We start from the raw sequence: 14726 nt of genomic DNA, 5'->3' as shown, positions 1-14726 counted from the left end.
TTTTGGGGCTCGTCTTACTTAGCGCGTCTGCAAGACGTCTCGTCATCTTTAGGATAAGCCGCGTTCACTGCGCGCCACGCAAGAGACCGCAGCCCTTCCATAGTTACTGCTTCATGCGTTGTCGTCGGGAACGCGTGCCACTAGCGTCAATACTGAAACTTTCGTTAAAAGGGTCTCCGCTGAATTCAACGCCGTACACGTCTGCCGCCTGCTTAATCGACACGTAGCCCTCCAGAACGTCTTTCAATACACGTTCTTCGTCTCGTTCTGTTGGATTACCAAACCCACCACCGCCCGCGTCGATACCAACCAACCGCTGCTTGTTGTCAACCGTCAACTGGCCGATAGGGGCGATCTCCTCCTCCCTGCCTGACTTTAAATCGAGGACAGCGACGTACGCTCGTTGCCCTGCCGCACCTCCTTGCGCTCCTCGCGCCGGGTTGGTAGCAGAGTCAGCGAAGACGGCTACGCTCATGTCGTGAAACCTCGGCCCATATTGCACTCTAGTGCTTGCTCCGCCGCGGTAAGTCCCAGCCCCACCCGAGTCCGGTACGACTTCAAGCGAATCGAACAAAATCGGGTATTTCTGCTCGTCGACTTCGATCGAGTCTCGTTGCAGCAGCCCGCCAGTCACAGGAATCCCCATCGTAAGCCATCCGTCGCTCACGGCCGATGCGGCTCCGCCCATCGCGGTAGCGACAAGCTGATTGACATACGGCGTGTCGTTCTTTCTCGCATCCTTACCGGCAATGACGGCGGTGCCGGAAGCGAGCGATGCCCCACCTTCTGCAAGTCCGAACGCGCTGGCTCCGGACAAAGCGGACTGCGTTGCATTAATCACTCGGTCTGCGAGGTTGGTCGTGGCCATCGAACAGGATGTGGGGTGAATTGGATAGCCGACAATGCAATTTTCCCGAATGGCGACCTTGACCCGAGCCAGCGCCCCGTGGTTATGAGGCATATCGGGGTCGAGCACGTTGAAAAGTCCCGTCAGAGCACTGTTTGTGGAGGTAGCTCGTGAAAGGTTGATGCCGGCTGCGAGGCAGTCTCGGTTATTACGCAAGTCGATCACCACCCGTCCTTCGTCTGCATCAACAGTCGCGGTGACACTCACAGGAATACTCTCCTCAGAGATGCCCGGCAGCGGGTCGTGAGAACTGACTGCTGCGTAGGTGCCGCTGCGAAGCTTCTTAATCGCCTGCACCATTCGGCGCTCGGAATAAGAGAACCATTCCTCAATGAAGCGGTCGATCACGTCCGCGCTGTACTTTTCCACAAGCTCTGTCAGCCTTTTTTCCCCAATGCGAGCCGACCCGAGACATGCGAGATAATCGCCGTACCATTGATCCGGAACTCGAATACGAAGTCGACACATGCGGATGATGTCGGCGACGTCCTCATAGTTCCGCTGGATGCGCGTCGCCGGGAAGAAGAGCGCGCCCTCCTCGTAAATGTCCTTGGCGTAGGGCATATACGTTGTTGGATAACTGTTTCCGATGTCAGCCTGGTGCGCCTTAGCTACCGCGGTGAACATGTGCTTTCCGCCGATAAACACCGGAACCAGAATCGTATGATCGGCAGCGTGAGTGTTGCCACTGTACGGATCGTTGTGCAGGAACGCGTCGCCTTGCGCAAGGTCGGCGTGGAGTTCCGACATCGTCTCTGTCTGCAAATGAGAACCAAAGATATGGACAGGCAACCCTTCGGCGGTCGCCAACAAACGATTGTCAGCGGTCACAATTGAACACGAAAAGTCTCGTGCGGTGGTAAGGATCGCCGAACGACCGCTGCGAAGCAGCGTGTTCGTCATCTCCCGCAGGATCGCGTTTATCCGATTGGAGATGACTGCCAACGTTGCGGGGTCGAATGTGTCTTTGCTCTTAACGGTGGACATTCTCATGCTCCCAAATCGATCAGATAGTTCTTGTATTGAGTGACGTTAGCCACCATCCCCGGGTAGACAACGACGGTGGTCGTAGGCTCTTCGATAATTGCAGGGCCTTCAATCCTCGTACCGATCTTCAAGCGAGGACCGTCATAACAAGGAGTGTCGACCGTACCTGTGTCGAAAAAGTGCGCTTTTCGGATATCGCGCGGCGTTGCCACGTCGCCGGATGACTGAGGCACGAGCTGCGGCTTGTCAACCGTTGCTGTCATTCGCGCTTTCCACGAGACAGCTTCGACATTCGATCCGCGATCGACTACAGCGAATACTCGCTGATGGGTCGCATGAAAATCTTCAACGAACGCACCCAGTTGTTCCTCGCTCTCAATTCGGCTGCCGTTCAAGGGCACTTCCAGCTCCCAGGCTTGACCCTCATACCTTGCTTCTGCGTAATAGGTACGCTTCACTCCGTGGATACCTTTCTTCGCCAGCTCTTTCTCGACCGCATCAATTTTGGCGTCGAAGCCGGCCAATACTTCATTGACCTGCCGAAGGTCTGGCGCACGAGTGCTGAAAAGCGATGCCGCAGAGAACTCTGAGATGATGTCTGAGAACTGAGCCCCACACGCGCTCAGCCCCCCTGCCGTTCTTGGAATGAGCACTTGCTTAGCGCCGGTTTCTTTGACGATCGTTGCGATGTTCAGACCAGCCGCTCCGCCACCCGCGACCATCAAGCACGATCGTGGATCAACACCCTCGTTCACCGTAATTTCCTGCACGGCCTGAACCATGTGTTCGCTTGCGATGCGCATGATTGCGACGGCGGCTTCTTCGGTGGACAGGTTCAGTTTCTCCCCTACCGTGGATACTGCGCGGCGCGCGGCAGCGACGTCCAACGTCAAGCGGCCGCCGAGAAAGTTTGCAGGATTGAGATAGCCGAGCACAGTCGCCGCGTCCGTGACGGTCGGCCGGTCTCCACCGCGTCCATAGGCGGCAGGGCCGGGTTCACTACCTGCGCTCTCGGGACCTACACGAAGCAGACCTCCCTCGTCGACCCACGCGATCGACCCTCCCCCAGCACCAATACTACGAGCATCGACCGAAGAAAGGCCGGTCAAATGTCCAATGAATCGCCCCCCCAGCCATGTCTCGCCGGTAAACACGACGTTCCCGTCCCGGACCATGCTAACGTCAAAACTCGTTCCGCCGGTATCGCAGATAATCACGTCCCGCGCGCCAAGCTCAGCGCTTCCATACGTCCTTCCTGAGATAGGTGCCATCGAAGGACCGCTTCGAGTCGAATAGATGGGCCGATTGACCAAGTCCTCTACCCGCATGACGCCACCGAAAGACGTGGCCGTGAATAGCTCGCCTACAAACCCTGCCTTGACAAGGTCTTCCTCAAGGTTGCGTAGATGTTGCTGCATCAGCGGCTTAAGAGATGCGTCGATCACGGCTGAGGATGCACGACGATATTCCCGTATCACAGGATTGATGTCATGTGACAACGTGTACGGAACGCCGGGAAGCGACTCCTCAATAAGTTTTCCAATGCGCAACTCGTGCTCGGGATTCACAATCGACCACAGAAGTGAAACGCCAACGGCTTCCACTCCCGCCGCCTTGATTCTCGCGAGCACTGACCTGACCTGGTCGTCATCGAGCGGCTTGACTACATTGCCCTCTGCATCAATCCGCTCATCGACCTCGAAAGAGAACCGACGAGGCACGTACGGATCGGGATAGTCTTTCGAAAAGTCAAAGGCATTCGGCCGCCCCCCCTCTCGAAGCAAGAGGGTGTCCTTAAAGCCCTTCGTCGTAAGAAAAGCGGTTTTTGCGGTTTTTCCTTCGAGGATCGCGTTAGTAGCCCGGGTTGTCGCATAGATGAAAATCGTCGTCTCAGCGATAAGTGCATCAACCGTGATGCCTAACGATTTCGCCGTTACGCCCAATGCCTCTTTGATTCCATTAAAGACGCGACTATGGTCCGTAAGCGCCTTATTCACAATGAGATTGTGCTTTGAATCGGCGACCACGACGTCGGTGAACGTACCGCCCGTGTCAATTGCAATACGATAGGTCATACGACACTGCTCCGCTAAGAAGATATCTAATCATCCATTTACAAACGCTCGGTGCTAACGTTGTTACGCACCTGTTATTAAATGAACGTTCATTCATATGCCATATTAGGCGGTCCGTTCGATAAGTCAACGAGAACAAAGTCAGTGTTCACCCTAACTTTTTTGCGACAATCTCACCCTATGCGCGGCGACGACACTAATGACGAGCCCCTTCGGCCGCCACGAGCGCATCACAACGCAGAAGCCGCATCGTGGACCGGCAAACTCTGCAAGACCCGCGCTATTTTTGGCGGGCTGAACCGCGACTGGATGAATCTAAAGTCGCATCACGCACGTAGCGCCTCGTTCATAGCCGGAACAATGGCACGGAATCCTTCAATTGTATGATCAATTACGTCATCGTTCATCGCAGTTGATACATAGATCGTCCCTCGAGGTGAAAGGAAGATTCCATTGTTAAGTAAGGCCAGGTGCTGCACTGTGTACAGTCTTGCCGCGGTCGTTCCAGGCGCCACATATTCTGTCGGCCGATCCTGGACGAAGTGCACATGCAACATCGAACCTGCGGTGGTCACGCAGGCGGGATGGTCTAGATTTTTAAACGCATCGGCAATGCCTGCCTCTAGCCGTGATGCTAAGCGATTGAGCTCCTCAATCGCATGTGTGTCGAGCAACTCAAGCGCCTTCATTCCCGCGGCGAGAGAAATGTTATTGCCGCTAAACGTGCCGCCATGCTTTACGACGTTGTCGCTGCGTGGGTCGAACATCCGCATAACGGCTCGCTTGCCGCAGACTGCCCCTACAGGAAAACCACCGCCGATCACCTTTGCGATTGTGGTGAGGTCCGGCGTGACCGAATACAGCTGTTGCGCTCCCCCTAGGCTCATTCGAAGAGTCTGGATCTCGTCGAACACGAGTACGCATCCGTATTCATCAGCAAGCCGTCGCAGGCCTTCGAGATAGTTAGGCTTGGGTAAGATCATGCCTGCTGCACCCATCACCGGTTCCACCATGATGGTTCCCACTACATCAGCATGCGCGCGTAGTACGTCCGAAACCGACTCGAGATCGTTGAAGGGCACGACAAACACCTCGGTGGCGGCTCCCTTCGACATTCCAGCAGAATTAGGCTGAGCGCCTCGCCCGTTGCGAGTGTCAGAGAATTCGACGGCGTCGTGAAGTCCGTGGTAACCGCCCTGAGTCTTGATAAAGCCTGTCTTTCCGGTGTATGCCCGCGCGGCTCGCAGCGCAAACATCGTGGCTTCTAGGCCCGAGTTACAGAATCTAACCATCTCCGCGCTAGGAATGCGGGAAGAAAGCATCTCGGCGAACTGCACGTGTTCAGGGATTGATGCGGCAATGGCCGTTCCGTGCCGCAACCGCTTTTGCACTACCTCAATAATTTCCGCGCGAGTATGACCGTGGATTAGTGATCCATAGTTGCAGACGTAGTCGATATAGCGATGACCGTCAGCGTCAACCATATAGCAGCCTTCTCCGCTGGTGACCGTTAACGGATAAGGCTCATAAAAATTTGTAAATCTCGTTACGCCTCCCGGGAGGAAGCGCTGCGCTTCCTCGTACATCTTCTTAGACTTCGGAGTACGAAGTTCATATTCTTGCTTTACTTTTGTAAGAGAATCGTCGCCAGACATAATTTCCTCATCGCTGTGCAATCAAGACCGCATTTTCCGAGCGCAAATACAGGATTTTCAGTAAACGCAAAGTGAGGTTCGGCTTGCTCAAAGCCGTATGCAGTAGGGCCTTTCCTAGACGGTTCAGCACACGGCTCCACTCCGTCACTGCGCTGTCAACCCACCGTCGACAAGAATTGAGGTTCCGGTAATCAGACTAGACTCGTCTGACGCGAGGAATACAGCGGCGGCGGCCACTTGCTCAGGTTTTCCGGTTCCGAGAGGCTGCACCGTTTCAAGCATCTTCTCAACCGCATCCAACCCGCCGAGGTTTTCGATGTATTGGGTGTTCATCGGCGTGTCAATCCAGCCGGGACACACCGCGTTGGCGCGAATCTTGTCTTTGGCATATTCAATGGCGATACATTTTGTCACCAACAAGACGCCACCTTTAGAAGCGCAATAAGCGACGTGAAGCGGTTCTCCTACAAAGCTATTTACGGAGCCGAGATTGATGATGGAGCCTCCCCCGGCGCGTTTCATCGCTGGAATAGCATACTTAGCGCCGAGAAACGTGCCCTTAAGGTTGACATCGATGGTCCGGTCCCAATCCTCTTCAGAGGTTTCTTCGATAGTTGCATCGGTAAGAATGCCAGCATTACAACAAAGAATGTTCAATTTACCGAACTTCCGCTCCGCCAAATCGACGAGTTCCTTCACATCGGCTGCTTTGGACGAGTCAGCGTTGACTGCTTCAATCGTTCCCTCTGCTGCCATCGATTTCGTCTCAAAGAGGCCGTCCATGTTGCGGCTCGTAGAAGCGATCACTTGCGCGCCCTCGCGAGCGTACGCCAGAGCAATTGCTCTTCCGATCCCGCCGGCGGCGCCGGTAACGATCGCAACCTTTCCCGCCAGTCTGCCATTTTCTAAAACCGATGCCATGATGTTTCTCCGTCATGTGAATGAACAGTTGTTCACATGCAGTGTGCCACATGTTCTCCTTGGGTCAAAATTAAATTCGAGGTTCGCCACTCCGTGTTTCCCCCTACTGCCAACAACGGGTAAACCCCTTTATTTTAGGCTTGGAAATGAGCGTTCATTCATATAAAGTTCTCGTGTACAGACGTTGGCGCGCTAAGGGGTATGCGCCGTTGGCTGTATCTCGTTCGTCCCAATAGAAATCGCCGTCGACTCGGCTATTGAATATCCACACGCCCCCTGCGGGTGTGCTCCGCATAGGAACCAGACATGTCAACGAAGGAACTGAATCGTCTCCCCCGTACTGCCAGCGTTGAAGAGGTGATGGCGCGGATTCGCGACGATGGTTATTGCATCATCGAGGATCTTGCCGGTAACGCGCTGATGGACAAGATCGCCGCAGAAATGGACCCGTGGATCGACCGCACCTGCTACGGCCGGGATCAGCTTAATGGCTTTTGCACGCGCCGCACGGGAGCCTTGATTGCTCGATCGACGTATGCGCGAAAGCTGGTTACTGATCCGCTTGTGCTTGGATGCGTTGAACAGTGGCTGTCTCATGCTTTCTCATTCCAGCTAAATCAGGCGCAAATTTTGTCAGTCGGTCCGGGTGCGCGATCGCAACCTGTGCATGTTGACGAGGTAGCCTGGGACTTCTACGAATTCCCTGGCGATTATCATATTCAATGCAATACGATCTGGGCGATGACGGATTTCACCGAAGAGAATGGCGCGACGCGCATCGTTCCGGGTAGTCATAAGCTGCCCCTTGGGCTGAAATACAAGTTTGAAGACACGGTGCCTGTTGTGATGAAACGTGGAGATGCTTTTATTTACTCTGGCAAGCTTTACCACGGCGCCGGGCCCAATACAACCGAAGATTTCGTTCGCAAGGGCATTAATATTACCTATTCAGTTGGTTGGGTGAAGCAAGAAGAAAATCAGTTCCTGAGTGTTCCTATGGAGATCGCCAAAACGTTGCCAGATGACCTTTTGCGACTCATGGGCTATCAGCTCGGCGCGCCTGGGATCGGTATCTATCGTGATTCCGAAGATCCCATTGCAGCCGTGCGCTCAGTGCCGTACGAGCAATACCACTACGCGCAGTCTGTCAAGAAAAGTTCCGCTGCAAAGAGTACGAGCTACAAAGACGACTTCCTGAAAGAAATCGAGGAACTCACTGCAGATAGCGAACAGCGTTCCTAACTTTGAGGTCCGTCATCGGAGCAGCCTGCTAAGCCTGCAATACCACCCTAATTGCATGCAGGCTGCCCGCTCCGGACCTAACATATACAACAGGTCAGAGCCAACATGAGTCTCGATGCAGTTATTGTTATCGTTGATGCGGCGCTCGAGCAATATCGAAGATCCGATTCGGGGGACGCGTTTGCGCAGGCGCGCACAGCCTTCCCCGCCACACTTCGATCATTGACGCAGAACGGCTATCGTCTGGCACTCGTCAGCTCGCTTGAGTCTCGTACGCTTGAACCACTTTTCTTAGAATGTTTCGGAATGGCGATCGACTGCTTCACCACCGTGGTCGCGGGAAATCCCTTTTCACTGTCAGGAAACTGCCTCGACCCTATCGATCTCGCGCTTCACACAATGGCAGTCACGCCGGACTTCGCGGCATCGTTGACCACATCACCGCATGAACAACGGCAAGCGACACTTCGCGGTATTTTGAAAGCCGTCACGGTCGAGCAGACCGCGTCTGCCCCGGAAGCCTTGTTAGCTTAAGACGGTTACCGATCCGCATCATTAAGTTGCGCGTGAAGGAAGATACCCGTACATCTTTTCGCCGCGAACGATCATCGCCGACGCCCGCATTGTAGCAATCGCTTTAAGCCCTATGTGGGTGGTGTTTATTTATCATTCGCAGCCGCAGGCGGATCCGCGAGCGCTGTTCGCTTATCAGGCTTATGCGTGAAGGCACAGAATAGTACTTAATTGTCTTCAAAATGAACTCTGCCATTTTATTAAGTGGCGTCGAACGAACGGGGGCGGCAGCGGCTCCTCAATCAACTCGCGATCGAAACTACGCATTCGCTGGTCGGTATTGACCAATACTCACCTAGCTAACCGCTATTCAATGGTTTCCCCGAAGGGGCGAAGCGTTGCCCGGCATCCTGGTCGCGCGAGCACGACAGCCATTGCGCCAGTCAGCCGGCCGCACCCGCTTCACCGCCACACAAGAGCGTGCACGCCGACGACTTCAGACCGTTTTCATCGGTCGTCCCCCGGGCGCGAGGGCGGGCGCGCACTCAGGTTTTTTGAGCGGCCGCAATCTACGGCTTCTTTAAGAATTTTCACCTCCAGCATCTTCTTTCCGAGGAGCCGTTGCAGTTCCATGATTTCTTTGATAGCGGCGGATAGCTCCAGATGCGGGTACAGCAAATTCACCTGCCTTGACCGTTGCCAGACTGCCCTCCTGGTATTGCTAGCGCTACGCGAACATTTGGTTAGCGTTGACGCCATACCGACGCGCCACAGCCGATACCGAAGCTCCCAATTCCAGCGTTTCGAGCACGGTGAAGATTTTCCCTGCGCGGTGCGCCGACGATGGCGTCCGGCCGGGTCGGAATATCGGCGCATTCCATGTCATAACCAGGCTTACCGATAGGCACAAGACTACCTCTTAATTAAGAGTGTCCTCGTGTTCTCAGATAGGTGGGGCTGCTCCAGTGACATCGTTGCAGGTGCGAAGGCGAGCGCTATGATCTATAGCCTGATGCTAACTCGCCGGGCTTGCAACGTCGAACCTTATTCATAACTCTTCTACACCCTTCACACGCAGGATCCGTGACATTAAGCCGCCCGTCTGGCGACGGATCCACCTCGACGGCAATATCAGCTTGCGCAAGCTGCATCACATTCCCTGCAAGCCACCTCGGGGTCGACCGACTCGCATTTGCATGACTTCGAGATCGACGGGCGGATGTATCCGCCCGAGGACGTCGGTGGCAGCTACGGATATGCAGAGGTGTTTCGCATTCTATGCCTGGAGCCAGACAGCGACGAAACAAAGCGTTATGGAAAATGGGCTGTCGACCTTTGTTGCCGAACTCTCGACCAACGGGCAGCCAACTGGACGCTTCTAGGCATGGCAACTGCGGCAAAAAGTAGACAGGCCTGAACCCCGTTCTCCGATGCCTCTGGCAATCGAGTGTGCTTTAGCTATCGCTTACGGATGACGATTCATGCTAACGCTTGAGGTCACGTGTTGATCGACAGCTTTGCCATGACTCTAAAGGTCGAACGGAAGGATCCGATGGACTACGAAACGCGCGTCCCATCTTAATCGATATCATCGACTGAATTGAGCGTCACTACAATCGGCAACGCCCGCACGCCTCTATCGTCTTCTCTCTAGTTGCTGTCGAAAAAGCAGTTTGATCGGATGCAGCAATTTGCGGTACGGCAAACCGAAGCAGAATTATCAATAGCGTGGTAAGAAAACGAGATAGGCTATGATCAACTGCCGACCATAGCCTCCGCTTTCCTAGCTTCCTTGACTCTGTGTCCCGAGTTTCCCGTCGACATACATCTGGATTCCCGCGCGCCAGGTTTCTCCCACCTTTTGCCATACAAATAAAAGCTTGAAGTGGTGGCTGTCGCTTTCGTGCTTCGAACGAATTGATGCTTCTGCCAAATCCCACGCCATTGCGTCTGTAACCTTCGTTACATTTGGCGATGACGTCCAGTTGTACGCCGTCACAAAGGAACTAAACACTTTCTCGATCGCAGCTCGACCGTGAAAGTTGTTTTCAGCGGCACCGATGCACCAGCCGTCTTCGCTGAACACCTGATTTGCGATAATCGATGCATCTTCACGGCGGAATGCCTCCGCGATGAGAGCATGCTTCTCTTCAATAATCTTTTTAACTTCATTTTCATCAGACATTTTTCTTCGTCTCTACGTTGAGTTAAGCCATGGGTCAATCTTTCAAAGAAGCGGCGCGATCTGCGTACCACCTAGAAGGTGCGCACCATAAATTTGCGCGTTGGTGGTATTAAGTAGATAGCCGTGTCGACTTGCTACCGAAAGGTCTCTCCAAGCGCGTTGGATTTGGTTTGAACGCAAGAACACGCCGGCCCCTGATGCATCGAGAACAAAATCCACGGCATCTCGGCTCTCCTCACCCATGACGCCGGTAGCCATACGTACTCGTGCGAAGTCTTCGACACTCAATTCCTTCCCGCTCGTTACAGCACTATCAATGCCGTCAGCTGCTGCGCGCATATGCATGAGCGCCGTATCGATCTTTGAACTGGCCCGAGCGATGCCAATCTGGATTGTCGGCGCGTCTTTGCCCTTTGTGTAGGTGGTGTACGTGACGGGCTTTTCGCCGACATTTTTGATAGCAGAGTCCAGCGCATGTTGCGCAAGGCCTGGCATCGGGGACGCAGTCATCAGGTTCAGCGAAGCAGTGAAGGCCGACTGATAAAGCGAACCTTCATAAGCAGATGTCCTGTTACCTTGAGCGGCAGCCATGATGTCCAACACCATGTAGTTTGGAACAAACACCTCTTCTGCGCTTACATGATGGCTCGAAGAGGCACGCAAGCCCGCTGCATCCCAGGTACGCTCGATTCTACACTTGCTCATAGGAAGTAAAGCCTGACCGTAGCCTGCGATTCCACCGTTTTCGTCCGGGATCGGAATTCCCATGAAAGCCCAATCAGCGTGCTCGCTATTGGAAGACCAACCCCATCGCCCGGATACAATAATTCCACCGTCAACACGGCGAGTTTTTGAAGTAGGGGCAAACGTGCCACAGAAGCGAGGGTTCGTGCTTACCGAATAAATATCATCTTGTGCATTGCCGTTCAGAAAGCAGACTACAAATTGTTCGACGGTGGATATCATCATCGCCCATGCCGTCGATCCACATCCCGATGCGATCTCCCTAATCACCTCGACGGTCGTCCGGACATTAGTTTGGTAACCGCCCCGGGCACTTGGTCGTGTAAGACCCCACAGCCCAGCCTCGGACAAGGCTGCGATGTTTTCGTCCGGGATCACGCCATCTCGATCTGCCTGCTCCGAATTTTTACGGAGAAGCGGAACCAACGCAGTCGCCTTGGACAAGATGTCGGTGTCAACTCCGACAAAACCGTCTGTCGGATATTGATATTTCAGGTAAGGCACCTCATTCTGGACTGTCATATTTTCCTCACTAGGAAGGTCAGTGTTCGATGGTCGTGAAATCAACTTCGAGCGCAATGCAAGCATCGTTGATGCTTCCATTGCGACGAATTGATTCACAGCATTTTGCGATTACATCTTCGTGCTTAACGAGTAGGCCAGCCAGTGCCCGATCGTTCGGATTGGAACTCATGTCGAGCATAGATGCGAACCCTTTAACGGCCTTTTTTACCTCGGGCTCTAACCATTCGAAATAAGTGTCCACCGAAGTCCCTTCGAACAAGGCTGCAACTCTGTATCCTTCGCGCGCAAATATCTCCCGGTCGGGCGGTGGCACGCCATATTTTTTCATATAAGCACTCACCTGCTCCAGCGTGACCGTTTCGATTTTTGCGAGTGCATCCCACAGTCTCCGCTCCTCCCGGTTTTTTGCGAACGTGTATAGACCGCGAAACATTGCCTGGCCGAAAATTTCCCCAGCCGCTGATGAACGCACTGCAGCGTCGAATTTAGTCGCACCGTCTAGAGCGAACAATCTCTCAAGTTCAGCATTTATGACCGCATAATCTGGCTTATTCACACTTTCCCCTTCGCGTGGCACTCTCGTTAAATACCCGTTTTTTCCACCGCACCTCGGAGGTGCCACGGCAAATGTCTTGAAAATCAGGCGAATGTTGCCAACGGCAACAGCCTCGCGCATTCGCCCTCGAGCCAACCCAAAGGTTGACTATCCGGCTTTGTCTTCACGTCTGTAACGCGCCCGATAAACAACTCGTGCGTGCCAAACGTGGTACTGCCCTCCACGTCACAGAATATGTTGCTCAAGGCATCCCTTAAAAAGGGAAGTTCATCCTGAGTAGACCAGTCCTTCCCCGAAAAGCGCTCTGCGCGCCGTGAAGGGTCGGAGAATAGTCGCACTAAGTCGGAATGCGTATCAGTGAGCATGTTTACGCAAAAACGCCGGTGACGCGTTAACACAGGATGTAGGCTGGTTGAATGATTGATCGAGATCAACATTGACGGTGGATCCATTGCAACTGGGATGACCGCCGAAACAGCCATCCCCACCGGCCGACCTTGTTCGACGTCTAAAGCGGTAATCAGGGATACCGCCGAAGGCATCTTTCTCATGGCGATCTTTAGGCTTGCTGCCAATAATTGGTCGTCCGTCATCACATCACCTTTTTCTTGAACTTTGAAGTCAATTGAACTTCGTTGACCATTTAGCGTTTAAAACTAAATCTGCTGACCGCCAATCCGTGCATACACATTCGGCTTCGTCGTTTTATAAAGCCGTGCAAGCAAAACGCCTGATACAAACGTAATCCAAACAAGCGCTTGCATCACCTCTGATAGAGTATCCGAGCCGCCAATAAGGAGAGAAAAATTCTTTACCGCGAGAACAAGGATGGCAGCGAGGCCAACCGATGCGATAGCAGGAGCAATCAACGTATGCCACAAGGTAGAATCTTGTACATGCGACGAGCGCCTGAAGAAGATCACGACAGCAACACTTGTTAGAGTCATCAAAATCATGATGGCAAAGGCGCCGACGCCCGCCACGCAGCCGTATGTTACGGCCGGATCTGCACCCGAAGCAGCAATTCCGATAAGCATAACCAGCCAGACCGCACTTACAACGATCGCCGCCACGAATGGCGACTGATGCTTGTTATGCACCTTACCGAGTACGGCGGGCAAAACCTTATCCGCGCCCAAGTTAAAAAGATACCGAGCAATGATATTTTGACCGGACAAGGCAGCAGCAAAAATCGAAGTGACGACCAACAAACGTGCAGCATCCGATGCGGCTTTGCTTACATAACGAGTCATCGCAGTCGCAAACATGCCCGCCGGGTCCTTGTTCGCAATATCCACTACATGATCTACTCCGAAAGCAGCGACAAGGGCCCACGCAGACATCGCATAGAAGACGCCAATAAGAATTACAGCGATATAAGATGCTAAAGGCACCGTCCTTTTTGCGTCTTTCACCTCGTCGCGGAAGACAGCGGTCGCCTCGAAACCGAGAAAACAAGCGACCGCAAACAGCATCGATACACCGATTGCCCCGGAAGAGGCAGCATGGAACGTCCAGGGTTCAAAAGGAACTCCCGCGCTACCGCCATGCGCGAACACTGCACCGTCAAAGAGAAGTACGACGATTACTTCAAGCGACATTGCAACGGTCAAAACTTTTGCGGAAAGATCAATTCGAAGATACGAAAGCACCGCGCACAGCCCCCAGCTAAGTAGTGCGTACCAATACCATGAAATGTTGGGTCCTCCGAGCGTATCCGCGACCAACATTTTTAGGTTAATTCCAAAAAATGGAAGGGCCGAGAAGCTAGCGAGAAAGTAACCGATGATCGCAAGGAACGCTGCGCCCAAGCCAATCGATTTACCGAGGCCAGCGGTGACATAAGCGTAAAAGGCACCGGGCTTTGCGACGTATCGCGTCATTGTCGTGAAGCCGACTGTGAAAAGCAGCAGAAGTACTGCGCACAAGGCGTAAACGGCGGGAGCGCCAATGCCGTCGAATACAATAACGAATGGCACATATCCGGACACAACTGCAACCGGCGCGCAGTATGCGAGAACTGTACATAGGAGTTCGAATAACCCGATTCTCCCTTTCAGACGATGCGCCTCCCCGTCTGAACTATCGAAATTGATAGTATTTGCTTCACCTAGCTCCGCACTGGAGGATCGGATGTCACTCATGTTCAATCCTTCGAAAAGATCACCACTTCCTTACGATTGAGGGGATAGCGTTCGACGTGTTCCGCTACCTAGCGATTTCACTTCAAATGAACGTTCATTAATGCGCAGCTTAGCGCAGGTTCACCTTGAGACAAAAACAAATATTTGGTGGGACTTTCCCTAGGGCTTCAGTGATGAGTGCCGGCGCGACGCGGGCTATGTCTCTGTGGGTGAGGTAGAAGAGGGAGTAGCGTACGCGGGCGCAAAGCCACGTGCTGAAGCTCACGCAACAT

General features: G+C 53.6%; 11 protein-coding genes and 1 pseudogene. 2 read left to right on the top strand and 10 right to left on the bottom strand.

From position 1 onward, the window contains the following. Positions 1-103: 103 nt before the first annotated feature. From P9292_RS03340 to P9292_RS03325, 4 genes are all read right to left on the bottom strand, one after another. A complete protein-coding gene (locus P9292_RS03340) occupies positions 104-1894 on the bottom strand; it encodes a hydantoinase B/oxoprolinase family protein (protein WP_244797680.1) in 1791 nt (596 codons plus the stop codon). Positions 1895-1896: 2 nt separating this feature from the next. After that, on the bottom strand, positions 1897-3969 hold the full coding sequence (locus P9292_RS03335) for a hydantoinase/oxoprolinase family protein (RefSeq protein ID WP_244797681.1): 2073 nt from the start codon (positions 3967-3969) through the stop codon (positions 1897-1899). Between the two features lie 326 nt (positions 3970-4295). Further along, positions 4296-5624, bottom strand: a complete 1329-nt coding sequence (locus P9292_RS03330; protein WP_244797682.1) for an aspartate aminotransferase family protein — start codon at positions 5622-5624, stop codon at positions 4296-4298. A 144-nt stretch (positions 5625-5768) separates the two neighbouring features. Further along, positions 5769-6545: an SDR family NAD(P)-dependent oxidoreductase gene (locus P9292_RS03325; protein ID WP_244797683.1), complete on the bottom strand. Its 777-nt coding sequence runs from the start codon at positions 6543-6545 to the stop codon at positions 5769-5771. Positions 6546-6851: 306 nt separating this feature from the next. Here P9292_RS03325 and P9292_RS03320 point away from each other — a divergent pair, with 306 nt between their 5' ends. Beyond that, positions 6852-7787 carry a phytanoyl-CoA dioxygenase family protein gene (locus tag P9292_RS03320; RefSeq protein ID WP_244797684.1) on the top strand — a complete coding sequence of 312 codons (936 nt, stop codon included), beginning with the start codon at positions 6852-6854 and terminating at the stop codon, positions 7785-7787. Between the two features lie 105 nt (positions 7788-7892). Beyond that, entirely contained in the window at positions 7893-8321 is a 429-nt protein-coding gene (locus P9292_RS03315; protein ID WP_244797685.1) for a hypothetical protein, read from the top strand. A 379-nt stretch (positions 8322-8700) separates the two neighbouring features. Here P9292_RS03315 and P9292_RS03310 read toward each other — a convergent pair. The 6 genes and pseudogenes from P9292_RS03310 to P9292_RS03285 all read right to left on the bottom strand — a co-directional run. Continuing rightward, positions 8701-9208, bottom strand: a pseudogene (locus tag P9292_RS03310) (transposase); the annotation flags it as partial. An 875-nt stretch (positions 9209-10083) separates the two neighbouring features. Further along, the gene (locus P9292_RS03305; protein WP_244797686.1) at positions 10084-10485 is read right to left on the bottom strand and encodes a nuclear transport factor 2 family protein; all 402 of its coding nucleotides are present in this window, start codon (positions 10483-10485) and stop codon (positions 10084-10086) included. A 42-nt stretch (positions 10486-10527) separates the two neighbouring features. Further along, entirely contained in the window at positions 10528-11751 is a 1224-nt protein-coding gene (locus tag P9292_RS03300) for an acyl-CoA dehydrogenase family protein (RefSeq protein ID WP_244797687.1), read from the bottom strand. A 19-nt stretch (positions 11752-11770) separates the two neighbouring features. Next, positions 11771-12430 (bottom strand): hypothetical protein, encoded by a 660-nt coding sequence (locus P9292_RS03295; protein WP_244797322.1) that lies wholly within the window; start codon positions 12428-12430, stop codon positions 11771-11773. After that, positions 12394-12903 carry a flavin reductase family protein gene (locus tag P9292_RS03290; protein ID WP_244797323.1) on the bottom strand — a complete coding sequence of 170 codons (510 nt, stop codon included), beginning with the start codon at positions 12901-12903 and terminating at the stop codon, positions 12394-12396. The genes P9292_RS03295 and P9292_RS03290 overlap by 37 nt, the downstream gene beginning before the upstream one ends. A 63-nt stretch (positions 12904-12966) precedes the next feature. Continuing rightward, positions 12967-14454: an APC family permease gene (locus tag P9292_RS03285; RefSeq protein WP_244797324.1), complete on the bottom strand. Its 1488-nt coding sequence runs from the start codon at positions 14452-14454 to the stop codon at positions 12967-12969. Positions 14455-14726: the final 272 nt, after the last annotated feature.

The sequence above is a fragment of the Caballeronia sp. LZ001 genome (assembly GCF_031450875.1).
Taxonomy (GTDB): Bacteria; Pseudomonadota; Gammaproteobacteria; order Burkholderiales; family Burkholderiaceae; genus Caballeronia.
The sequence above is the reverse complement of the archived record's forward strand: the minus strand, read 5'-3'. Positions and strand labels throughout refer to the sequence as shown.

Excerpts from the sequence above, each read along its gene's own strand:
- P9292_RS03340 (WP_244797680.1), bottom strand. The coding sequence starts at position 1,894 with ATGTCCACCGTTAAGAGCAAAGACACATTCGACCCCGCAACGTTGGCA.
- P9292_RS03335 (WP_244797681.1), bottom strand. The coding sequence starts at position 3,969 with ATGACCTATCGTATTGCAATTGACACGGGCGGTACGTTCACCGACGTC.
- P9292_RS03330 (WP_244797682.1), bottom strand. The coding sequence starts at position 5,624 with ATGTCTGGCGACGATTCTCTTACAAAAGTAAAGCAAGAATATGAACTT.
- P9292_RS03325 (WP_244797683.1), bottom strand. The coding sequence starts at position 6,545 with ATGGCATCGGTTTTAGAAAATGGCAGACTGGCGGGAAAGGTTGCGATC.
- P9292_RS03320 (WP_244797684.1), top strand. The coding sequence starts at position 6,852 with ATGTCAACGAAGGAACTGAATCGTCTCCCCCGTACTGCCAGCGTTGAA.
- P9292_RS03315 (WP_244797685.1), top strand. The coding sequence starts at position 7,893 with ATGAGTCTCGATGCAGTTATTGTTATCGTTGATGCGGCGCTCGAGCAA.
- P9292_RS03305 (WP_244797686.1), bottom strand. The coding sequence starts at position 10,485 with ATGTCTGATGAAAATGAAGTTAAAAAGATTATTGAAGAGAAGCATGCT.
- P9292_RS03300 (WP_244797687.1), bottom strand. The coding sequence starts at position 11,751 with ATGACAGTCCAGAATGAGGTGCCTTACCTGAAATATCAATATCCGACA.
- P9292_RS03295 (WP_244797322.1), bottom strand. The coding sequence starts at position 12,430 with ATGCGCGAGGCTGTTGCCGTTGGCAACATTCGCCTGATTTTCAAGACA.
- P9292_RS03290 (WP_244797323.1), bottom strand. The coding sequence starts at position 12,903 with ATGACGGACGACCAATTATTGGCAGCAAGCCTAAAGATCGCCATGAGA.
- P9292_RS03285 (WP_244797324.1), bottom strand. The coding sequence starts at position 14,454 with ATGAGTGACATCCGATCCTCCAGTGCGGAGCTAGGTGAAGCAAATACT.